This window comes from Brevundimonas sp. G8, from assembly GCF_902506205.1.
GTDB lineage: Bacteria > Pseudomonadota > Alphaproteobacteria > Caulobacterales > Caulobacteraceae > Brevundimonas.
In genome coordinates, this window is sequence record NZ_LR732816.1 from 286,451 (window position 1) to 307,432 (window position 20,982).

Here is a 20,982-nt window from a genome sequence, read left to right on the forward strand (position 1 = left end):
TGCAGTCTGCATACCGCCCGGTCAACCGCTTAGCCGCCGCGATCAGCCCTTGGCGGCCCCAGTGGCAGCAATGACGATGACTTCCACCAGATATTCCGGCGATGCCAGTCGGCTCTCACCGGTGGCGCGGGCGGGCGGATTGGCGGTGTCCACCCAGCCGTCCCAGACGCTGTTCATCGCGTCGAAATCGCCGATGTCGGCCAGCCAGATCTGGGCCATCAGGATCTTCGACTTGTCGCTGCCCGCCTCGGCCAGCAACGCCTCGACCTCGGCCAAGGCCGTTTTCGTCTGGGCGATGACGTCGTCGCCGGGCTCTCCGACCTGACCGGCCAGATAGATGGTGTCGCCGTAGATGACGGCTTCGCTCATGCGGGCGCCGGGCTGGATGCGGGTGATCATGACGGGTTCCTCTGAACGTGCAGTCGCACCTATCGCCGCCCGCCTCTCGCCTGTCGAGCGCTTAGCGGCGGCTGAACCGCGCAACGGTCAAGCCGACGACCAGCGCGCCCGCACCGACGATCAGGGCGTCCTCGATCAGACCGCTGCGCGTCTGGCCGATGCGAGCCATGGCCTTCTTGCGACCGGCCAGGGTCAGATAGGCCAGCGGCACGGCGGTCGCGACGGCGACTCCGGCGCCCAGTTTCTCCTTGCCGCGCGGCGCCAGGGCCGATCCCGCGATCCCGGCGCTCATCACCCGCGCTAACAGCCCCAGGAAGACCGTGCGGTCGGGCGCCGACTTCATCTTGTCGCCCAGCAGTTCGCCGATACCCATGGCCAGGGAGCCGAACTTGAACAGCGGCTGGTTCAACAGGAAGACCCGCCCCGGCGTCGGCTTGTGCGCCAACTCGGCCGCGGCGATCGCCGCCATCGGGGTCATGGAACGGGCGCTGGCGACAGCGCCGATGAGAGCGGAGGGCAAGAGTTCGGTGATCTTCATGCCGTCTGAACACCGCAAGACGACGAGGGTTCAGCCGCGCGCCGCCAGAACGTTTCGGATCGCCAGGCTGGAGTGGATGCGCGACACCCCCGGCAGACGCGACAACACGTCCTTGTGGATCACCTCATAGGCGGCGATATCGGGCGCCACGGCCCGCACGATATAGTCGGCCTCGCCCGCCATCAGATAGCAGTCGCGGATTTCAGGGTGGTTGCGCACCGCCGCCTCGAACCGGCGCATATGGTCGTCGGTCTGTTTCTCCAGCGTGATCTCGACATAGGCCACCACCCCGTCGTCGGCGTCATTGGCCAGGACGGCGGCATAGCCCCGGATTACGCCGCGCTCCTCAAGCCGTCGCACCCGACGTAGGCAGGCCGACGGCGAAAGGCCGACCGCAGAGGCGAGGTCCGCGTTGCTGACGCGGCCATCAGCGCGAAGCCGTTGAAGAATGCGCTGGTCGATTGGATCAAGCAGGGTCACAAGTTTCCGCCTTTCGACCGCAGATTATTGCGCCTCACATCTATCAGCCGCAGATCATTGCGCAAACAGGCAGGATCATCGAACGATGCGAGGGTAACTTCGCCGACAATCAACACGGTTCGGAAGCGTCACATGCAGGTTCTGGTTCTGGGTTCCGGCGTCATCGGCGTCACCACCGCCTGGTATCTCAATCAGGCGGGGCATGAGGTGACGGTGGTGGATCGCCAGAGCGGCCCTGCGCTGGAAACCAGCTTCGCCAACGCAGCCCAGATTTCCCCCGGTTATTCCGCGCCCTGGGCCGCTCCATCGATCCCGGTCAAGGCGATGAAGTGGCTGCTGATGCGCCACGCCCCGCTGATCGTGCGTCCGCGTCTGGACATGGCCATGGTGCGCTGGACGCTGGCCATGCTGCGCAACTGCACCCACGACCGCTATGCGCTGAACAAGAGCCGGATGGTGCGCTTGGCCGAATACAGCCGCGACCAGCTGGACCTGCTGCGCCGCGACACCGGCATCGCCTATGAAGGCCGCCAGCAGGGCACGCTGCAGTTGTTCCGCACCGAAAAACAGCTGGCCGACGTGCACAAGGACGTGGACGTGCTGAAGGCCGCCGGCGTCCCTTGCGAGGTGCTGGATCGCGCCGGCTGCATCGCCGCCGAACCGGGTCTGGCCGCCTCCGATGTCGACTTCGTCGGGGGTCTGCGCCTGCCGCACGACGAAACGGGCGACTGTTTCCTGTTCACCAACGCCCTGGCGAAGCTGGCGGCGGAGCGGGGCGTGGTCTTCCATCACGAGACCGAAATCCACGCCATCACGACCACGGACGGCCGCGCGACCGGCGCCCTGACCAGCAAGGGGGCGATGTCCGCCGATCTGGTCGTCCTGGCGCTGGGCTCCTATTCGCCGATGATGGCCAAGCCCCTGGGCCTCGACCTGCCGGTCTATCCGGTGAAGGGCTATTCGATCACGGCCCGGATCCTGGACGCCGACCGCGCGCCGGTCTCCACAGTAATGGACGAAAGCTACAAGGTGGCGATCACTCGCCTGGGCGACCGCATCCGCGTCGGCGGTATGGCCGAGCTGTCAGGCTACAACAACACCCTGCCCGCCCTGCGCCGTGAGACACTGGCCCATTCTGTCGGCAGCCTGTTCCCCGGCGGCGGCGATCTGGCGGGCGCCAGCTACTGGTCCGGCCTGCGTCCCATGACGCCGGACGGCACGCCGGTCATCGGCGCGACGAAGATCCCCGGCCTCTATCTGAACACCGGCCATGGCACCCTGGGCTGGACCATGTCGTGCGGCTCGGCCCGCGTGCTGGCCGACATGATCGACGGCCGGTCGCCCGAGATCGACGCCCACGACCTGTCCCTGAACCGCTACGGCGCCTGGGCGGGGGCGTTCGCGCCCGGCTACAACTGACATCAGACGCTGACCGGCGATTTTTACCGTCTGAAGTGTCTAATTCGTCTGAACTCCCGATGTCAGCAACCTGAGACACGAGCGAGAATTTACCGTCTAAAGTGTCTGAATCGTCTGAACTCACGCTGTCAAAGATCGGCACCCATCCTAACACGCGGATAGGGCGCGTTAGGGTAAAAGCCGTTCGGGCGGCAAATCCCTTTGGCAATCAAGAACCCGTGCGACCGAAATGCGCTGGCAGCGCGTCCCGGCGTGGCGTGGGTCGCCCGACAGCCTTATAGAGCGCGCGATGAAGACCGCCGATTTCGATTTCGACCTGCCTGACGACCGGATTGCGCTGCGTCCGGCCGATCCGCGAGACTCTGCGCGACTGCTGGTCGTGAAGGGCGGCGCGCTGGACGACCGAGTCATCCGCGACCTGCCCGACTTCCTGAGACCCGGCGACGCCCTGGTGTTCAACGACACACGTGTCATCCCCGCCCGTCTGTCAGGCGTGCGCCAGCGCATAGGCGCCGAGGGTGAAACCCTGACGGTGGAGGTGGAGGCCACGCTGCATCACCGCGACGCTCCTGATGTCTGGTCCGCCTTCATGAAGCCGGGCAAGCGCATCAAACCGGGCGACCGGATAAGGTTCGGCCTCGCCTCAGATGCCGCCTGCGACCTGGGCCGTCTGGACGCCACCGTCACGGCGAAGGGCGACGACGGTCTGATCACCCTGACGTTCGACCTGTCCGGCCCGGCGCTGGACGACGCCATCCGCGACGTGGGGGTCATGCCCCTGCCGCCCTATATCGCCGCCAAAAGGCCCGAGGACGACCGCGACCGTTCGGACTATCAGACGGTCTTCGCCGAACATGACGGGTCGGTCGCCGCCCCGACCGCCGGGCTGCATTTCACCCCTGCCCTGCTCGACGCGATACGGGCGAAAGGCGTCTCGACCCACGCCGTGACCCTGCACGTCGGGGCCGGCACCTTCCTGCCGGTCAAGGCCGACGACCTGGCCGATCACAAGATGCACAGCGAGTGGGGCGAGGTGTCAGCCGAGACCGCCGTCGCCCTGAACGGCGTCCACGCGAACGGCGGCCGCATCGTCTGCGTCGGCACCACCAGCTTGCGTCTGCTGGAAAGCGCCACGGCCGAGGACGGCGAAATCAAGCCCTTCCACGGCGACACGGCCATCTTCATCACGCCGGGCTATCGGTTCCGGGCGGTCGATGTGCTGATGACCAACTTCCACCTGCCGAAATCGACGCTGTTCATGCTGGTCAGCGCCTTTGCCGGCAGCGCGACGATGAAGGCGGCCTACGCCCACGCCATCGCCGACGGCTATCGCTTCTATTCCTACGGCGACGGATCGCTGCTTTTCCGCAACTGATCGCGGGTCAGGGCCACAGTCGGCCCGACCGCCAGGCCTCACCGTCGCGCTCGAACCGCAGCCGGTCATGCAGGCGAAACGGCCGGTCGCGCCAGAACTCGACCGATTGCGGCGCCACCCGCCAGCCGGTCCAATGCTCGGGACGGGGCACGTCCTGGCCGTCGAACCGCGCCGTTTCGCGACCCACGGCCTCTTCCAGCACCGTGCGATCCGAAAGGGGCCGAGACTGGTCCGAGGCCCAGGCGCCGATGCGGCTTTCGCGGGCCCGGCTGGCGAAATAGGCGTCGGCTTCGGTTGCCGACACCGGCTCGACCGCGCCGCGCACCCGCACCTGACGACGCAGCGACTTCCAGTGGAAGGTCAGGGCGGCGGCGGCGCAGCCGGCCAGCTCCACGCCCTTTGCGCTCTCGCTGTTGGAATAGAAGGTGAAGCCGCGCGCATCGACGTCCTTCAGCAGGACGATCCGCGCATCCGGCAGGCCGTCCGCATCGACGGTGGACAGGGTCATGGCGTTGGGATCGTTCGGCTCGTGCGCCCGCGCGTCAGCCAGCCATTCGACGAAAAGTCCGATGGGTTCGGCGCGCGTGAAGATCGTCTCGTCGCCATTGGCGGCCAGGGCGGCGGCGTAGTCGCGGGCGTATTCCTCACGCGACGGGCTGGGGGGGATCACGGATGCGGTCATATCAGTGATCTAATCCCTGGGAGCCGTTCTGGAAATGATCGAGGTCAAAACGGCCGTTTGCGCAGCACGGTTAACCGCCCATTGACCCTGATGAGCGAACGGTGACGGGATGAGCGCGCATGGTCACCCCTCCGATGTTTCCGGCGTCCGCGAGGCCCTTTCGACGCTGGGTCTCAGCGGCGATGTCGACGCCGCCGCGCTGAAGACCGCCTTCCGCGCGGCGGTCAAGGCGGCGCGTCCCGATCAAACCGGAGGCGACGCCGAGCGGTTCCGCCGCGTGATCGCCGCCTATCGCCTGATCCAGGCGCATCAGCCCGCCCGGCCGGCCCTGTCCCCGCCCAAGCAGCGTCCCGCGCCTGCCCCCGTGCTGGTGCTCACCCCCATGCAGGCCATCGCCGGCGCGCGCGTCGAATTGCGGCTGGGCGCGCGAGTGGTGCGGGTCACAGCGCCGGCTGGCCTGCGGAGCGGCGATCATCTGCGATTGCGGCGCGGCGCGGCGGATGGCGGCGACCTCTATCTGTCGGTTCTGATCCGGCCCGAGGACGGGATGTCGGTCGTCGGCGACGACATCTTCATGACCTGGCCCACGGAACAGCGCCTGATGGCCGACGGCGGGCGGGTCGAGATCGAGACCCACGCGGGTACGCGTTCGGCCTGGATCACGGCCGACATGGCCGCGCCGGTGCGAGTTCGCCTGAAAGGCCTGGGCCTGCCGGCGCGCGGATCGCGCGAGGCCGGGCATCTGTTCGTGACGTTGACGCCGTCGTCGGACGTGCCCTCGGCGGCGGAAGACCTGTTGCTGCGGTTCACGCGGGTCTGGACGCAGGAGCGTCTGGCGGCATAAGTCACCGCATGTCGCACAATACCTTCGGCCATCTGTTTCGCGTGACCACCTGGGGCGAGAGCCACGGGCCGGCCATCGGCTGTGTCGTGGACGGATGCCCGCCGATGATCCATCTGACCGAGGCGGACATCCAGCCGTGGCTGGATCAGCGAAAGCCCGGCGGCAGCCGCTTCGTCACGCAACGCAAGGAAAGCGACACGGCGCGCATTCTGTCGGGCGTCTTCGACGACGGCGACGGCCCTGTCACCACCGGCACGCCGATCTCGATCATGATCGAAAACGAGGACCAGCGGTCCAAGGACTATGGCGAGATCGCCCGCGCCTATCGGCCGGGCCACGCCGACTACGCCTATCAGGCCAAATACGGGGTGCGCGATCACCGGGGCGGCGGCCGATCTTCGGCGCGCGAAACCGCCAGTCGCGTGGCGGCCGGCGCCGTGGCGCGCAAGGTGCTGGATGAAGGCGTTAGTATCCGCGCGGGCGTGGTCCAGATCGGCCCGCACCGGATCGCACCGGATCAGGTCGATTTCGACGCCGTATCCGGCAATCCGCTGTTCGCCGCCTCGGCCAAGGTCGTGCCTGCCTGGGAAGCCTATCTGGACGGCGTTCGCAAGGCCGGGTCGTCGGTCGGCGCCGTGGTCGCGCTGGAGATCACGGGCGTTCCGGCCGGATGGGGCGCGCCGATCTATGGCAAGCTGGATTCCGAACTGGCGGCGGCCCTGATGTCGATCAATGCGGCAAAGGGCGTCGAGATCGGCGCGGGCTTCGACGCCGCCGAACTGACGGGTGAAGAGAACGCCGACGAGATGCGGCTGGACCTGAACAAGCAGCCCGTCTTCCTGTCGAACAAGGCGGGCGGCGTGTTGGGCGGGATTTCGACGGGCCAGCCGTTGACGGCGCGTGTGGCGTTCAAGCCCACATCCTCGATCCTGACCCTTCGCCAGACTGTTACGCGCGACGGCGAGGAAACGGACCTGCGCACCAAGGGCCGCCATGACCCCTGCGTCGCCCTGCGCGCCGTGCCGGTCGTGGAAGCCATGGCCGCCTGCGTCCTGGCCGACGCCTTGCTGAGGCACCGCGCCCAGGTCGGCTGACGGCTTATCGCCTCGGTCTGCGCGCCGAAATGATGGATTGAAGGCTTTGCGGGTGACCGGTTTGCGGTCTGGGCGGCGGTTCGACCGGCCGCTCTTCCTGACGCATCAAGGCCATCAGGCCCGACAATCCCGTCGTCATCACGATCATCGCCGACTCCTGCAACTGCGAACCGTTTGCAGGTTTGCGCATGTTGGGTCGACGTGCAAGAGGGATCGGTCGGTGGCGTCGAACTGAGGAGATCAACCGTGCGTGAAGACGGAAAGCTGGACTACCTCGAAATGCCCGCCGCAGACCTGCCTGCGACCAAGGAATTCTACAGTCAGGCGTTCGGCTGGACCTTCGTGGATTACGGCCCGACCTATGCGGCCTTCGACCAGGGGCTGGACGGCGGGTTCGACGCCGATCAGGCCGAACGGACCCAGACGCCCCTGCCCGTTCTGTACGCCCATGACCTGGAAACCATGCTGGCCAAGGTCGAGGCGGCCGGCGGTCGTATCCTGAAGCCGATCTACGCCTTCCCCGGCGGTCGCCGGTTCCACTTCGCCGATCCGGCAGGCACCGAAATGGCGGTCTGGTCCGAGGGCTGACGCCTCAGCGGGCGTCGATGGACTGGCCGATCCGTTCGGCCAGGTCCCGGTCGGCGCCGGTGACGCTGGTGATCCAGACGTGGATTTCCTTGGGGGCGGTCGCACGCTGGAACAGGTGCTCCATGGCCAGGCGTCGCCCGCCCTCCGTCACCACCACCGAGGCGCGGCCGCCGGCGCGCACCATCTCGCCGTCATAGATCGGAAACTGCGATGACGGCCCGGCGTAAATCATCAGCAGCGTCTGATCGCCGCGCTGAACCCGGTAGATGCTGGCGTCGGCGCCCGCGCGCGCAGGTGTGATGGTCAGACCCGTAGCCAGCTCGATCCTGAATGGCAGGGCGGCGATGGCTGCGGTGTCGAGCGCGGCAGGCGCAGGCGTTGCGGGGGGCGGGGTCGCTGTGACGGGTGCGGGCGTCGTGGCTTGCGGTGCAGCGGTGGTCGGCGCCGGGCGCGGGGTCCCGGTTGAAGCAGAGGGCGGTTGCGACGCGGCGGGCGCCGTCGTCGTTCGACCAGGCACCTGTGTCGAACGTGGAGCCGAGGATGTCGTCGGCGCCGGACGAGGCGTCGCAGCCGGGCTTTGACCGATGGGAGGCAGGGCTTGCGTATTGGATGAGCTTGGCGTCTGGGCCGGGCGTTGCGCCGGGGATGTCGTCGGCGCCGGGCGAGGCGCCGCCGCCGGGCTCTGACCGATTGGCGGCAGGGTCTGCGTTGTCGTGCGGGCCGGGGCTTGCGTCGGCGTAGAACTCGCGCTGGGCGAGGCTGGCGCCGTCGCGGGTGACGGGGGAGCGCTGTTCAGATCGCGGGTCAGGTCCGACGTGGCGCGCTGAGGCGGCGTGGTCGCCTGTCCTGAAATCAGAAGGGCGGCGGCAAGGGCGATCATGGGCATGGCCCGACAATCGCGCGGCCAGGGCCCGACCGCAAGCGCGACCTCACGCCTTGGGCAACAGAGCCCAGAAGGTAGCGCCTTCGCCCGGCGCCGAGATCACGCCGATTGACCCGCCCTGCAACTCCACCAACCGCTTGGCCAGCGCCAGACCCACGCCATGACCCTCAACCGTCGAGCGCTCAAGCCCCAGGCGGTTGAAGGGTTCGAATAGTTGCGCCTGCTTCTGGACGGACAGACCAGGGCCGAAGTCGCTGACCTCGATCCGCACACAGTCGTCCTCGCGCAGCGCACGAAGAATGACGCGCCCCCCGGAACTGCCGTATTTCAAGGCGTTGATCGTCAGATTGGTCAACACCTGCGCCAGACGCTGAGAATCGGCGATGGCGATCAGGCCGTCGCCTTCGCACACCACTTCGATGGCGACCTTGTCGGCGTCCGGTCGCAAGAGGCAGGTGCGACGCACATCCTCCAGCAAGCCCGGAATGTCGGTCGGACGCAGTTCCACCCTGACGGCCCCGGATTCGGCGCGGGCCACATCCAGCAGATCATGGGCCAGGGTTTCGACCTGACGGGCGGTCGTCACCAGCATTTCGGACATTTCAGTTTGCTGAGCCGTGATCGGCCCCAGATGCCCTTGCCGCCACAGGTCGCCGATGCCGATGATGCCGGCGACCGGGCTCTTGATCTCGTGGGCGACGTTGGCGAGCAGGCGGGACTTGGCCTCGGACGCCTTTTCCGCGCGCTCACGGCCCAGACGTGCACGTTCGGCCAGCAAATCGCGTTCTTCCAAGAGAGACGCCACCAGCAAAATGGGCATATAGCCGATCAAAACCAGCATCTGCGCCATCAGCACCTGTTCGGGCGGCGACCCTTGAGTGTAGGGGCCGTGGCCTATCATCGCGCCGCCGACCAACAAAAAGCTGACGACAACGAGCGTGAAGGCTATGCCCGCCACGCCCAACCGCACGGCAATGGCCAGCAGCAAGGGCAGCAGCACGAACCCCATGGGAATGCTGCCCGCGAAAGCGACATAGTAGAAGACGGGAACCAACCCCAACAGGATGGCGGCCTCGACCATCTTCGCCGGTCGAAACAGTTTCGCAAGCGTGGTGCGCGTCAGCGACAGCCCCATGGAGCCGAGCACGGCGATGCCAAGCGCATGGCCGAACCACCAGGTCTGGAACCCTTGCCAGACATCCGCCTGTCCCATCTGATTCAGGATGACCAAACTAGCCAAGGCCGCCGGTATCGGCGCCAGGACGGCGGCGAAGAACAGGAAGCTGACGGCGCCGTTCAGGCTGGACAGATTCAGTGTCGGCGAGAACCGCCGCGCCAGCAGGACCGCAGCCACGATCTCGATCATGTTGACGATGGTGAAGGCCAGCGCCAGCAACGGATTGTTGCCGGCGATGATCTCGCCGATCAGGATGCTGACAGTCAGGACGCCCGCAAACGTCATGTCGCTGTTGCGGCCGCGGCTGGTCCGCAACCATACGGCGACCGCGACGCCGCTGGCGCCCCATAGACCTGCGACCAGTCCTGCCGAGCGACCATAGGCGATGGCCAAGGCGACGAGGATTGCGACCGCCACGCCGGTCAGCACAGGCACAAGAGGCTGGAAGGGGTGGACGCCGTCGTTCAGGTCAACCGGCTTCTGGCCCACCTCCGGCGGTGTCGTCGAAGACGAGATCGGCGGGTCGTCGCTGTTGAGCGCGCGGCTCAGGATCATGGAACCGTCCCGACCAAATAGAGGCGGGCTAAAAGACCACAGGGTTCCTAATATCCCCTAAAGTCAGAATCTCAACCTTTGATTGAACAACCTGACCGCCTCGGCTGCGCCTTCATTGTAACCCCACACGCCGTTGCTGACAGCGACGAAGTCCGCGCCTGCACGCGCCAGGTCGGCGGCATTATCGACGGTGACGCCGCCGATGGCGACGCAAGGGGTCTCGACCGTGTCCTGCCAGACCGTAAGGATTTCCAGCCCCGGACGATGGACCGTCTCTTTCGTATCGGTGGGATAGAAGGCGCCGAAGGCGACATAGTCGGCCCCGCCCTCGGCCGCGTCCCAGGCCAGGTCTCGGTCGTCGTGGCAGGTGACCCCGATCATGGCGTCCGGCCCCAGGATGCGCCGCGCCTCGGTGAGCGAGCCGTCCTCCTGACCGATGTGAACGCCGTCGCACCCTGTTTCGCGCGCCAGGTCCGGCCGGTCGTTCAGCAGGACGGCTACATCATGGCGGCGAGCGATAGGAGCCAGCACCTCGACCGCCACGCGGATCGTGGCGTCGTCCGCAGGCTTAAGCCGGATCTGCAAGGCCGCGACATCGCCGGCCGACAGGGCCTGATCCAGGGTCTCGGCGAAGGCGTTCAGGTCCGCGATCGCGGGCGGCGTGATCAGATACAGCCGGCAAGGTGGTCGGGCGGGGACGGTGGGTGTTCTGGCCATGCCCGTCCTTGCCTCCCCCCGCGACGATCCGTCAATGTTCGAGCCATGCGAACGACTTGCAATCGCCCTAACTCGTGCTATAGCGAACCATTCTCAGTCGATGGAACGTGTAGCGCCTCGTGTACGTCTGCAACTGTAACGGTCTTCGCCAACGTGATGTCGCCCAGGCCATCGAGGCGGGGGCCCGCCGTCCGCGCGACATCTTTGCGCGCAACCAGTGCCAGGCCCAGTGCGCCAAATGCGTCTGCGAGATGCGCCAGATGATCCAGGACAGCCGCGAAGCGTTCGCACTCGCAGCCGAATAGTCCTCAGCCGCGTCGCGGCCGAAAATCACTCGCACTATCAATGTAGTGATAAAAACTCGCAAATAAACAACGCGCGTTTTACTGTGGTATTGCCTCGCTCGACAGACGGCGAACGCGCCGTGGCGAGACCAAGGACCATGGCCATGAAGGGCGACCCCGCAATCCTGCGCACGCTGAACGCAGTGCTCACCAACGAACTGACGGCCGTGAACCAGTATTTCCTGCATGCGCGCATGTTCGAAAGCTGGGGCCTGTCGCACCTCGGAAACGTGATCTACGAAGAATCGATCGGCGAGATGAAACACGCCGACATGCTGATCAAGCGGATCCTCTTCCTCGACGGCCTGCCCAACCTGCAGGATCTGCACAAGCTGAAGGTCGGCGAGGATCCGATCGAATGCCTGGGCGCCGATCTGCAGCTGGAGCTGGACAGCCGCGCCACGACCGCCGCCGCCGTGACTCAATGCGAGGAAACCCGCGACTATGTCAGCCGCGATCTGCTGATGAAGATCCTGGCGGATACCGAGGAGCACATCGACTTCCTGGAAAACCAGCACAAGCTGATCGAACTGATGGGCGCCCAGAACTATCTGCAATCGGCCATGAAAGAGATCGTCACCGACAGCGCCGCGACCGGCAACTAAGCTCAGACTTCTGACGGAACTCTGGTCCGCTCCGGTCATTAGCCTTTCAGGGCCAAGCTGGAGCGGACCATGACCGATATCGACGACGCCATCGACGACGTGCGCGACGCCGCCAAGGACCTGCTGAACAGCGAGGGCCGCAGCGCAGGCCATGTCGTCGCCGGCATCGCCCTGACCGTGGGCTTCGCTTTATTGGCGCACGGGATCGCCTCGGGGGCCATGAAGCCCAGGCACAATCTGAAACAGGTCCGCAACAAGGATCTGCCGATCACCGAAAAGCCCAAGGGCGCGTTCAGCCTGATCCTGCCCGCCGTATTTTCGGCCACCACCCTGTCGGCAGTACGAGTGTGGAACGCCCCGCCGCAGCGCGAGCGCACCACCGCCATGGGCCTGTGGGTCGCGGCGCAGACCGTGAACGCGGTCTGGCTGGGCCTGCGCCCGTCGTCGATGGCGCGTCAGGTGATCGCCGCCATGTCGTCCGCCGGTCTGGCCGCAGCCTTCGCGCACGAGGCACGCAAGCTGAACGAGGGCGCCGGCAAGATGGCGTCGCCTACAGGTTCCGGCGTGCGGTTCGGCAACTTCCTGCATCGCAAGGCGGACGAAGCGTCGCGCGAACGCACGCTGCATTAGGCCGCCTTGCCCTTTCTTGGGGCTTACTCTAGGGATCGCGCCCTATTCGCCTCGCCCCGAACGGCGCGAGAGCGCAACCCTATTCCCGATGTGACCCCATGAAGATCAACGGCAACACCATCAAGCCAGGCATGGTTCTGCAAGTGAACAACGGCCTGTGGGTCGTCACGAAAGCAAGCCACGTCAAGCCCGGCAAGGGCGGCGCCTTCGCCAACGTCGAGGCCAAGAACCTTGAAACCGGCAACAAGCTGAACGAACGCTTCCGGTCGGAAGACAAGGTCGAACGCGTGACGCTGGAGCAGAAGGACTTCTCCTATCTGTTCGACAATGGCGACAGCCTGGTCTTCATGGACGACGGCACCTACGAGCAGATCGAACTGCAGAAGACCTGGGTCGGCGACGACCGCATCCCCTATCTGCAAGAAGGCATGAAGGTCGTCATCGAGATGCACGAAGAGCGTCCGATCGGCCTGTCGCTGCCGGATCAGGTCGTGCTGGAAGTCGCCGAGACCGAACCGACGGTCAAGGGCCAGACGGCCTCGTCGTCCTACAAGCCGGCGCTGGCGTCGAACGGCGTCCGCATCATGATTCCGCCCTATATGTCGGCTGGCGAGCGCATCGTCGTCGATACCGAGACCGGCGAATACGTCCGCCGCGCGGACTGATACCGACTGCCGGCCTCATTCGGGGCCGTTCCCTTTCTTGAACTTCTCCGCATGTCCGGGCCAACCAGCGCCTTTTCAGGATATGCGGACCAGGAGATCCGCCGATGGCCCTCGCTTCCGCCCTGCTCCAAGTCATGCTCGACGCGGTGCGCAAGACCGCCCGCCCCATGCTGCGCGACTTCGGCGAGGTCTCTCAGCTTCAGGTGTCGCGCAAGGGTCCCGGCGACTTCGTCACGGCCGCCGACCTGAAGGCCGAGGACACCCTCTACGAACTGCTGATGAAGGCCCGCCCCGGCTATGGCTTCCTGGGCGAGGAGCGCGGCATGATGGAGGGGACCGACAAGTCCCACACCTGGATCGTCGATCCGATCGACGGCACCACCAACTTCATGCACGCCATGCCCCACTTCGCCATCACGGTGGGCCTGGAGCGTCGTGCGCCGGACGGTTCGTCCGAGATCGTAGCCGGGGTGACCTACAACCCCGTCCTGAACGAGCTGTTCTGGGCCGAAAAGGGCAAGGGCTGCTATCTGAACGATCACCGCATCCGCGTCGCCGGTCGTCGCGATCTGTCAGAAAGCCTGATCGCCACCGGCCTGCCCTTCATCGGCAAGTCGGGCCACGCCCAGGCCATCAAGGACATCCACGCCGTGGGCCAGCGCGTCGCCGGCATGCGCCGTCTGGGCTCGGCCGCCCTGGACTTCGCCTGGGTCGCGGCCGGTCGCTATGACGCCTTCTATGAGCGCAACCTGAAGCCCTGGGACGTGGCGGCAGGCATCCTGTTCGTCACCGAGGCCGGCGGCAAGGTCACGACCATCGAGAACGACGGCGATCCCAAGACGGGCGTATCGGTGCTGGCGAGCAACAGCGAACTGCATCCGCAGCTGCGCAAGGTGCTGCAGGGCTGATCAGCCTCTGTCTCCTCCCTGCTTTGCGGGGAGGTGGCGCGGCGCGTCTTTGCGCCGTGACGGAGAGGTTCTTCACCGCATCACAGGCGCCCGTGGGGCTTCAAGAGCCCCTCCACCGCGTCGCGGTCCCCCTCCCCACAAGTGGGGAGGACAGTCACGTTCGTGTCGCCCGCCAGCCCTATTAAAAGGGCATGATCCGCGCCATCGTCACCGCCCTCGCCCTCCTTGTCGGAACCCCCGCCCTGGCCCAGCCCCTGATCATCGCCCACCGCGGCGCGTCCGGCGAACGGCCGGAGCACACGCACGCGGCCTATGAGCTGGCAGTCGAACAGGGGGCGGACGTGATCGAGCCGGATCTGGTGCTGACCAGGGACGGCGTCTTCGTGGATCGGCACGAGAACGAGATCGGCGGCACGACCGACGTCGGCGACCGGCCCGAGTTTGCAGACCGCAAGACGACCAAGACCATCGACGGGACCGAGACCACCGGCTGGTTCACCGAAGACTTCACCCTGGCCGAACTGAAGACCCTACGGACCAAGGAACGGCTGCCCGCTTTCCGACCGGGCAGCGCGACCTTCGACGGACAGGAGCCGATCCTGACCTTCGACGAGGTGGTCGCCATCGCCCGCGCGGCCTCGGCCCGCACAGGACGCACCATCGCCGTAGCGCCGGAACTGAAGCACCCGACCTATTTCGCCGGGATCGGCCTGCCGATGGAGGACGCCTTCGTCGCCGAGCTGGAGCGACTGGGCCTGACGGGCGCGGACGCACCCGTAATCATCCAGTGTTTCGAGGTCGGGCCGCTGGAGCGGCTGGCGACGCGCATCGACGCGCCCCTGGCCCAGTTGGTCGCCGGAGCGGGCGGACCAGCTGACCGACCGGACATGACCTATGCCCAGATGATCACGCCCGAGGGGCTGAAAGCGATGGCCGCCTATGCCGCCTGGGTCGCCCCGGAGATGACCCTGGTCCTGCCGCGCGACGCGGAGGGCCGCACGAGCGCGCCCAGCGCCCTGGTCGGCGACGCCCACGCGGCGGGACTGAAGGTCGTGATCTGGACCCTGCGGGCCGAGAACGCCTTCTTGCCGGCCGAGCGGCGACGCGGGGAAGGCTTCGCGGAGCATGGCGACATGGCGGGCTATGCCGCCGCCTTCGCCGAGGCGGGGGTGGACGCGATCTTCAGCGACTTCCCGGCGCTGGCACGCGCAGGCCTTTAGCCCAAGCGGCAGGCCTAGCCTGCCCGGAACTGCAGTTCGGCCAGACGCGCATAGAGGCCGCCCTTGGCCACCAGTTGGTCGTGCGTGCCCTCCTCCACCACGCGGCCGTCGTCCATGACGACGATGCGGTCGGCGCGGAGCACGGTGGCCAGGCGGTGGGCGATGACGATGGTGGTGCGTTCCTCCATGGCCTGGTCGAGAGCAACCTGGACTAGGCGTTCGCTTTCGGCGTCCAGGGCGCTGGTGGCCTCGTCCAGCAGCAGGATGGGGGCGTCGCGGACCAGGGCGCGGGCGATGGCTAGACGCTGGCGTTGGCCGCCGGACAGGCTCTTGCCGCGCTCGCCCAAAGGGGTGTCGAAGCCTTGAGGCAGGGCGTCGATGAAGCCCAGGGCCTGGGCCTTGTCGGCGACGATCCGGGCTTCTTCCAGGGTGGTCGCTTCGCGACCGAAACGGATGTTCTCCAAGGCCGAACCCGAGAATAGCGGCGTTTCCTGCGACACCCAGGCGAAGCGATCGCGCACGGCGACGGGATCGGCCTGGCGCACATCGACGCCGTCGACCGAGACCATGCCGCTCTGCGGATCATAGAAACGCAGCAACAGGCGGAAGACGGTGGACTTGCCCGCGCCGGAGGGACCGACCAGCGCGACGGTCTCGCCCGGCCGCACGGTCAGGCTGAAACCCTTCAAGGCCGGAAGGTCGGGACGACCCGGATAGGAGAAGCCGACGGCCGACATCGACACCTCGCCGCGCGGCGGCGAAGGCAGGACCGTGGCGTGGGCCGGGGGCGCGATGCCGGCGACTGCCCGCATCAGCTCCTCGATCCGCTCCATGGCGCCGGCGGCCTTTTGCACGTCACCCCAGCTTTCGCCCAAGGCGCCCACGGCCCCGGCGGCGAAGACCGACAGCAGGACGAACTGAAGCAGGGCGCCCGGCGACATGACGCCGGCGACCACGTCCTGGGCTCCCAGCCACAGCACCAGAGTCACCCCGCCGAACATGACGACGATGATCAGGGCGGTCATCCAGGCCCGCGCCTGCATTCGGGTGAGCGAGGCGGAGAAGGCGTCCTCGACCGCCGCGCCGAAGCGGGCGATGGCGCTCTGTTCGCGCCCGAAGGCCTGGACCGTCTCGATGGCGTCCACGCTCTCGCCGGCGAAGCCGACGGCGTTGGCGAACCGATCCTGGGAAGTCACGGTCAGCTTCCTGACCTTGCGACCGAAGATGAAGATCGGCCCCAGGAGGAAGGGCACGATCAGCAGGACGAAGCCTGTCAGCTTGGGGCTGACGAAGAACAGCAGGGCCACGCCGCCGATCAGGGTCAGGAAGTTGCGCAGCGCATAGGAGATCGAGGTCGTCATCAGCGTCTCGACCAGGGCGATGTCCGTGGTCAGGCGCGACAGCACCTCACCCGTGCGCATGTGGGCATAAAAGGAGGGGTCCAGCGTCAGGATGCGGCCGAACAGGCCCTTTCTCACATCGGCGATAACGCGCTCGCCCGTGCGGGTGACGAAATAGTAGCGGGCGGCCGTCGCCAGGCCCAGGAACAGGGCGTTGGCGCCCAGCAGCAGGAACCAGATGTTCAGATTGGCGCCGCCGGCCTCGAACCCATGGTCGATGGCCCCACGCGCCAGGGCGGTCAGACCCAAGGAGGCGGCGGTGGACAGCAGCAGCCAGAAGACCGCCATCAGGGCATGCCCCTTGTGCCGCATCGCAAAGGGAATCAGCCGCGCCAGCGGACGGATGTCGCGGCGCTTGGCGCGCTTGGCGCCCGCCTCGGACATCTGATCGGCCAGCAGGGCGCCGGCGCTGGGCCGGCCGTCGAGCGACGCCACGCCGGGGGCAGGGCCCGAAGCGCGGTTGGCGGAGTGGGCGGATGCGGCGGTGTGATCGGTCATTTCGCCCGCCTCTTGCCCCGGAACGCCCCCCGGTGTAAACGCCGCCCCTCATTCCCGCCGGTTTTCTGGCGGGTTTCTCATTTCACGCGCACCGACGGTCGGCATCGTCATCGCGCAGAGACCGGACGACGACCATGAAAGCGGATACGCACCCCGACTATCACTTCATCACCGTGGTGATGACCGATGGCAGCTCCTACCAGACCCGTTCGACCTACGGTAAGGAAGGCGACACGCTGAACTTGGACATCGATCCGTCGACCCACCCGGCCTGGACCGGCGGCAACGCCCACCTGCTGGACCGCGGCGGTCGCGTCTCGCGCTTCAACAACAAGTTCGCTGGCTTCATCAAGAAGTAAGCGCGTCTTGGCTGCGACATGTCGCAGCAAACGGGTCACGAAGAGCGTCGGTCGCAAGGCCGGCGCTTTTTGTTTGGCCGGAACACCGATAATGTGGCGGCGTTCGGGTACCAGGGGCGTTGGCCACGCTGGCCGAAGCGATCGAAGAAGCGGACTGGATATGAATAGACGGCAACTGGGTCTGGGCGTCGCCACGGCGGCCATGGCCCTCGGCTCCACGGCGCGCGCGCAGCAGGTCTTCGTGCAGCGCGGACCGGAGGCGACCGCCTTTTACAACAGCTTCAACGACCAGATTTCGCGCCTGCCCGCGACGCAGCAGGCGGACGTGCGCGCCTTCTATGAGATGAACGGCTGGCGGCCGGTCTGGAACGCCGAACGAATGCGCGCCCTGAACGCCGCCGCCGCTCGCGCCGATCGCCACGGCCTGGCGGGAACCGACTATTTCGACTTCGTGGGATTGGCGGCCGATCCGGCCAGCGCCGACCTGCGCACCACCACCGCCGCCCTCGCCTATGCGCGTGTCCTGGCCGAGGGCAAGGTGCGGCCCGAGACGGTCGAAGACCTGTGGGAGATGCAGAAGAACCGCGTCGACCTGCCGCGCGGCCTCAGCGACGCGCTGAGCCGCAATGTGCTGGCCAACTGGTACGACGGTCTGGCGCCCACCGACATCGGCTATCAGAACCTGTCGGCCGGCTATGTACGCTATCGCCGCCTGGCGGCGCAGGGTGGCTGGCCCGCCTTCGCGCCGGGCGGCACCATCGAGCCGGGCAATAGTGACCGCCGCATCCCCGCCCTGATCGACCGGCTGACGGCCGAGGGCGATCTGTCGGCCGCCGACGGCGCGCGACTGAAGGCGCAGGGCCTGACCTACAACGCCGAACTGCAGCGCGCGGTGCAGGGCTTCCAGAACCGCCACGGCCTGGGCGCCGACGGCCGCGTCGGCACCGGGACCCAACGTTCGCTGGGTGCATCGGCCGAGGACCGCGCCCGCCAGATCGCCCTGAACCTGGAACGCCGCCGCTGGCTGAAGCGCGATGTCGCGCCCGAGCGGATCGAGGTCAACACCGCCGCCGCCATCATGGTTTATTGGAAGGACGGCAAGCCGGTTCACTCCAACCGGGTCGTGGTCGGCTCGGCCGAGAACCAGACGCCCAGCCTGGAGAAGCCGTTCGCCTCGGTCGTGGCCAATCCGCCCTGGTATGTGCCGGCCGGCATCGCGCGTCGCGAAATCCTGCCCAAGGGTCCGGGCTATCTGGCCGCCAACGACATGTATGTGAAGGACGGCACGGTCATCCAGCGCGCCGGCCCGCGTTCGGCCTTGGGCTATGTGAAGTTCGAACTGCGTGACAGCTACGCCATCTTCCTGCACGACACGCCGTCGAAGGCCGCCTTCAACCTGTCCACGCGTCAGCGCAGCCACGGCTGTGTGCGGGTGCAGAATGCGGTGGAGTTCGCGCGCCTGCTGCTGTCGCCCGACCCGACCAAGCTGAGCCAGTTCGACACGGCCCAGGACACGCGCGAGACGACGCGCGTCACCACCGGGCGCGAGATTTCGGTGCGGCTGCTGTACTGGACCGCCTTCGTGGACGGTCAGGGACGCGTGGCCTTCCGCGAAGATGTCTATGGCCGCGACGACAAGCTGGCCCAGGCGCTGGGCATCGGGGTCAACCTGCCCAAGCCGGTCGATGACGGCCGCGCCGACGCCAACGACGTCGGGCCGTAGAGGCGTTAGCCCCGGAAGGCGGCTTCCAGCAGGACCATCTGGCTGAGGACGGCGTTTTCGGGCGCCGTCTCCTGGGCGTCCGCATACATGCGGCGATCCAGATAGAGGGTGCGGTCGAACAGCTTTTCCGACCGCACCAGATATTCGATCAGGGCGATGGGCAGTTCGGCGTGGCTGGGCTCTGCCTCGATGCGGCGCTCGTTCAGGCGATAGCGCGGCTCGCAGGCCGTTTCCGGCGTCATGTCGTCCTCGCGCACGGCCCGCTGGACCAGCAGCCAAGAGGCGATCTGCATCAGGCGCGTCGTCAGCTTCATGCTTTCGGCCGCATAGGCCAGGGCGGCGGCGCGCGACAGCATCTTGGAATCGCGACGGCCCTCGCCGTCCAGATAGGCGGCGGTCTCCTCGACCAGTTCCATGCCTTCGCGGAAGGTGCGGTCGAACAGCTCCGAACGGGCGAAATCGCGCACGGTGCGGCTGCGGTCAGCGAAGGACGGAGCGGAGGTCATTTGAGCTTTGATCATTAGGGAAATGCGATTCCGTCCTGCAATCGGCCCCTGACGGAACCGTTCGCACGAAAGATGCAACGCTCATGCCATGCCAGCGTGCCATTCGCGATCAGGAACCGAAGTTGAAAAGGGCGTCTGCGGCGTTTTTCTTGGAGCGTTTGGCCTCGATTGCGCGGCGGGCGCGTCCGATCTCGTCGTCCAGGGCCGCGATCCGCTCTTCCAGATCTTCGATGGAATAGACGTCCAGATCCTCGCGCGACAGAGCGCGCAGGGGTTCGCCGCGTTGCGGGCGGGGTTCAATATCTTCGAACATCGTCGTCGCCTTTCCGCGCTGTCATGGCCAAGGCGGCCCAGGACCCTTATCTGAACGCCCGGATACGGACGAATGCAAGGGAAGTGCGATGCGCGTGATCGAGATCGAAGGCGGTTCTGGCCCGGCCGAGGCGCTGAAGATCGCCGAACGCCCCGATCCCGTCGCCGGGCCGGGGCAGGTGCTGATCCGGGTGCGGGCGGCGGGCGTCAACCGGCCCGACCTGTTGCAGCGAAACGGCGGATACCCCCCTCCCCCCGGCGCGTCGGACGTGCTGGGCCTTGAGGTCGCGGGCGAAATCGCGGGCGTCGGCGAAGGCGTGACGCGCTGGCAGGTCGGGGATCGGGTCTGCGCACTTCTGGGCGGCGGCGGCTACGCCGAGCAGGCGGTGGTGGATGCGCGGCACGTCTTGCCGATCCCCAAGGGTCTCGACTTCGTCCAGGCGGCCGTGCTGCCGGAGACCGTCTTCACCGTCTTCGCCAATGTATTCGAGGGCGGGGCATTGAAAGCCAGCGAGACCCTGCTGATCCACGGCGCGACCAGCGGCATCGGCGTGACGGCGATCCAGATGGCCAAGGCGGCCGGCGCGAAGGTGATCGCCACCTCGCGCGGGGCGGATAAGGCCAGGGCGGCGAAGACACTTGGAGCGGATATCAGCCTGGACGCCTCGGCCGACGATCTGGAAGCGCAGATCAAGGCGGCAGGCGGGGCCGACGTGGTTCTGGACATGGTGGGGCGAGATTACGCCGCCCTGAACCTGAACAGCCTGAACACCGGCGGGCGGTGGGTGGTCATCGCCTCTCTAACTGGAGCCAAGGTCGAGATGGACTTGCAGCGGATCATGCTGAAGCGATTGACGCTGACGGGATCGACGCTGCGCAGCCGTCCCACTGACGAAAAGGCCAGGCTGGCCGCCGCTGTCGAGGCGACGGCCTGGCCCTGGGTCGCGTCCGGCGCGGTCAGACCGCCGGTTCAGGCGGTCTTTTCGTTGGAACAAGCTGCCGATGCGCACGCCGAGCTGGAGGCCGGCGGGCACATCGGCAAGATCGTCCTGACCGTCTGA

General features: G+C 66.9%; 24 protein-coding genes. 14 read left to right on the forward strand and 10 right to left on the reverse strand.

All coding sequences use genetic code 11. The features are described from left to right. Nucleotides 1-42: 42 nt before the first annotated feature. The 3 genes from CHRYSEO8AT_RS01425 to CHRYSEO8AT_RS01435 all read right to left on the reverse strand — a co-directional run bounded on the left by CHRYSEO8AT_RS01425 (nucleotide 43) and on the right by CHRYSEO8AT_RS01435 (nucleotide 1,417). The gene (locus CHRYSEO8AT_RS01425) at nucleotides 43-399 is read right to left on the reverse strand and encodes a RidA family protein (RefSeq protein ID WP_159845204.1); all 357 of its coding nucleotides are present in this window, start codon (nucleotides 397-399) and stop codon (nucleotides 43-45) included. Nucleotides 400-460: 61 nt separating this feature from the next. Next, nucleotides 461-937: a hypothetical protein gene (locus CHRYSEO8AT_RS01430; protein ID WP_159845207.1), complete on the reverse strand. Its 477-nt coding sequence runs from the start codon at nucleotides 935-937 to the stop codon at nucleotides 461-463. Nucleotides 938-967: 30 nt separating this feature from the next. Then, nucleotides 968-1,417, reverse strand: coding sequence for an Lrp/AsnC family transcriptional regulator (locus tag CHRYSEO8AT_RS01435; protein WP_159845211.1), 450 nt, complete (start codon nucleotides 1,415-1,417; stop codon nucleotides 968-970). Nucleotides 1,418-1,549: 132 nt separating this feature from the next. On the opposite strand from CHRYSEO8AT_RS01435, the gene CHRYSEO8AT_RS01440 reads away from it, so the two are divergent. Continuing rightward, the gene (locus CHRYSEO8AT_RS01440) at nucleotides 1,550-2,836 is read left to right on the forward strand and encodes a D-amino acid dehydrogenase (protein ID WP_159845214.1); all 1,287 of its coding nucleotides are present in this window, start codon (nucleotides 1,550-1,552) and stop codon (nucleotides 2,834-2,836) included. A gap of 289 nt (nucleotides 2,837-3,125) precedes the next feature. After that, nucleotides 3,126-4,211, forward strand: coding sequence for a tRNA preQ1(34) S-adenosylmethionine ribosyltransferase-isomerase QueA (gene queA, locus CHRYSEO8AT_RS01445; RefSeq protein ID WP_159845217.1), 1,086 nt, complete (start codon nucleotides 3,126-3,128; stop codon nucleotides 4,209-4,211). A gap of 7 nt (nucleotides 4,212-4,218) precedes the next feature. Here queA and pdxH read toward each other — a convergent pair whose 3' ends face one another. Further along, a complete protein-coding gene (gene pdxH, locus CHRYSEO8AT_RS01450; protein ID WP_159845220.1) occupies nucleotides 4,219-4,893 on the reverse strand; it encodes a pyridoxamine 5'-phosphate oxidase in 675 nt (224 codons plus the stop codon). Nucleotides 4,894-5,002: 109 nt separating this feature from the next. Here pdxH and CHRYSEO8AT_RS01455 point away from each other — a divergent pair, with 109 nt between their 5' ends. From CHRYSEO8AT_RS01455 to CHRYSEO8AT_RS01465, 3 genes are all read left to right on the forward strand, one after another. Then, nucleotides 5,003-5,737 carry a DnaJ C-terminal domain-containing protein gene (locus CHRYSEO8AT_RS01455; protein ID WP_159845223.1) on the forward strand — a complete coding sequence of 245 codons (735 nt, stop codon included), beginning with the start codon at nucleotides 5,003-5,005 and terminating at the stop codon, nucleotides 5,735-5,737. An 8-nt stretch (nucleotides 5,738-5,745) separates the two neighbouring features. Then, nucleotides 5,746-6,831 (forward strand): chorismate synthase, encoded by a 1,086-nt coding sequence (gene aroC / locus CHRYSEO8AT_RS01460; RefSeq protein ID WP_159845226.1) that lies wholly within the window; start codon nucleotides 5,746-5,748, stop codon nucleotides 6,829-6,831. Nucleotides 6,832-7,077: 246 nt separating this feature from the next. Beyond that, nucleotides 7,078-7,419: a VOC family protein gene (locus CHRYSEO8AT_RS01465; protein ID WP_159845229.1), complete on the forward strand. Its 342-nt coding sequence runs from the start codon at nucleotides 7,078-7,080 to the stop codon at nucleotides 7,417-7,419. A gap of 4 nt (nucleotides 7,420-7,423) precedes the next feature. Here CHRYSEO8AT_RS01465 and CHRYSEO8AT_RS01470 read toward each other — a convergent pair whose 3' ends face one another. The 3 genes from CHRYSEO8AT_RS01470 to thiE all read right to left on the reverse strand — a co-directional run bounded on the left by CHRYSEO8AT_RS01470 (nucleotide 7,424) and on the right by thiE (nucleotide 10,751). After that, nucleotides 7,424-8,305: a hypothetical protein gene (locus tag CHRYSEO8AT_RS01470; protein ID WP_236547379.1), complete on the reverse strand. Its 882-nt coding sequence runs from the start codon at nucleotides 8,303-8,305 to the stop codon at nucleotides 7,424-7,426. 43 nt (nucleotides 8,306-8,348) lie between these two features. Then, complete coding sequence (locus CHRYSEO8AT_RS01475) at nucleotides 8,349-10,034, reverse strand: sensor histidine kinase (protein ID WP_159845235.1); 1,686 nt, start codon at nucleotides 10,032-10,034, stop codon at nucleotides 8,349-8,351. A 63-nt stretch (nucleotides 10,035-10,097) separates the two neighbouring features. Then, nucleotides 10,098-10,751 carry a thiamine phosphate synthase gene (gene thiE / locus CHRYSEO8AT_RS01480; RefSeq protein WP_159845237.1) on the reverse strand — a complete coding sequence of 218 codons (654 nt, stop codon included), beginning with the start codon at nucleotides 10,749-10,751 and terminating at the stop codon, nucleotides 10,098-10,100. 119 nt (nucleotides 10,752-10,870) lie between these two features. Here thiE and CHRYSEO8AT_RS01485 point away from each other — a divergent pair, with 119 nt between their 5' ends. The 6 genes from CHRYSEO8AT_RS01485 (at nucleotide 10,871) to CHRYSEO8AT_RS01510 (ending at nucleotide 15,123) form a co-directional block, all read left to right on the forward strand. Continuing rightward, entirely contained in the window at nucleotides 10,871-11,056 is a 186-nt protein-coding gene (locus CHRYSEO8AT_RS01485) for a bacterioferritin-associated ferredoxin (RefSeq protein WP_159845240.1), read from the forward strand. Nucleotides 11,057-11,199: 143 nt separating this feature from the next. After that, entirely contained in the window at nucleotides 11,200-11,700 is a 501-nt protein-coding gene (bfr, locus tag CHRYSEO8AT_RS01490) for a bacterioferritin (RefSeq protein ID WP_135195181.1), read from the forward strand. A 69-nt stretch (nucleotides 11,701-11,769) separates the two neighbouring features. Further along, the gene (locus CHRYSEO8AT_RS01495; RefSeq protein WP_159845243.1) at nucleotides 11,770-12,330 is read left to right on the forward strand and encodes a tryptophan-rich sensory protein; all 561 of its coding nucleotides are present in this window, start codon (nucleotides 11,770-11,772) and stop codon (nucleotides 12,328-12,330) included. A 98-nt stretch (nucleotides 12,331-12,428) separates the two neighbouring features. Beyond that, nucleotides 12,429-12,995, forward strand: coding sequence for an elongation factor P (gene efp, locus CHRYSEO8AT_RS01500; protein WP_159845246.1), 567 nt, complete (start codon nucleotides 12,429-12,431; stop codon nucleotides 12,993-12,995). Between the two features lie 104 nt (nucleotides 12,996-13,099). Beyond that, nucleotides 13,100-13,903, forward strand: a complete 804-nt coding sequence (locus CHRYSEO8AT_RS01505) for an inositol monophosphatase family protein (RefSeq protein WP_159845249.1) — start codon at nucleotides 13,100-13,102, stop codon at nucleotides 13,901-13,903. 191 nt (nucleotides 13,904-14,094) lie between these two features. Beyond that, entirely contained in the window at nucleotides 14,095-15,123 is a 1,029-nt protein-coding gene (locus tag CHRYSEO8AT_RS01510; RefSeq protein ID WP_159845251.1) for a glycerophosphodiester phosphodiesterase family protein, read from the forward strand. 14 nt (nucleotides 15,124-15,137) lie between these two features. On the opposite strand, the gene CHRYSEO8AT_RS01515 is transcribed toward CHRYSEO8AT_RS01510, so the two are convergent. Beyond that, nucleotides 15,138-17,021, reverse strand: a complete 1,884-nt coding sequence (locus CHRYSEO8AT_RS01515) for an ABC transporter transmembrane domain-containing protein (RefSeq protein WP_159845254.1) — start codon at nucleotides 17,019-17,021, stop codon at nucleotides 15,138-15,140. 134 nt (nucleotides 17,022-17,155) lie between these two features. On the opposite strand from CHRYSEO8AT_RS01515, the gene rpmE reads away from it, so the two are divergent. Beyond that, nucleotides 17,156-17,380, forward strand: a complete 225-nt coding sequence (gene rpmE / locus CHRYSEO8AT_RS01520) for a 50S ribosomal protein L31 (RefSeq protein WP_159845257.1) — start codon at nucleotides 17,156-17,158, stop codon at nucleotides 17,378-17,380. A gap of 160 nt (nucleotides 17,381-17,540) precedes the next feature. Next, nucleotides 17,541-19,103: a murein L,D-transpeptidase gene (locus tag CHRYSEO8AT_RS01525; protein ID WP_159845259.1), complete on the forward strand. Its 1,563-nt coding sequence runs from the start codon at nucleotides 17,541-17,543 to the stop codon at nucleotides 19,101-19,103. Between the two features lie 5 nt (nucleotides 19,104-19,108). Here the strand turns inward: CHRYSEO8AT_RS01525 and CHRYSEO8AT_RS01530 are convergent, their stop codons facing one another. Together CHRYSEO8AT_RS01530 and CHRYSEO8AT_RS01535 are read right to left on the reverse strand one after the other, a co-directional pair. Continuing rightward, the gene (locus tag CHRYSEO8AT_RS01530) at nucleotides 19,109-19,609 is read right to left on the reverse strand and encodes a DUF1465 family protein (RefSeq protein ID WP_159845262.1); all 501 of its coding nucleotides are present in this window, start codon (nucleotides 19,607-19,609) and stop codon (nucleotides 19,109-19,111) included. A gap of 109 nt (nucleotides 19,610-19,718) precedes the next feature. After that, nucleotides 19,719-19,922, reverse strand: a complete 204-nt coding sequence (locus tag CHRYSEO8AT_RS01535; RefSeq protein ID WP_159845265.1) for a DUF1192 domain-containing protein — start codon at nucleotides 19,920-19,922, stop codon at nucleotides 19,719-19,721. Nucleotides 19,923-20,010: 88 nt separating this feature from the next. Between CHRYSEO8AT_RS01535 and CHRYSEO8AT_RS01540 the strand changes: the two genes are divergently transcribed. Then, nucleotides 20,011-20,982, forward strand: a complete 972-nt coding sequence (locus tag CHRYSEO8AT_RS01540; RefSeq protein WP_159845268.1) for an NAD(P)H-quinone oxidoreductase — start codon at nucleotides 20,011-20,013, stop codon at nucleotides 20,980-20,982.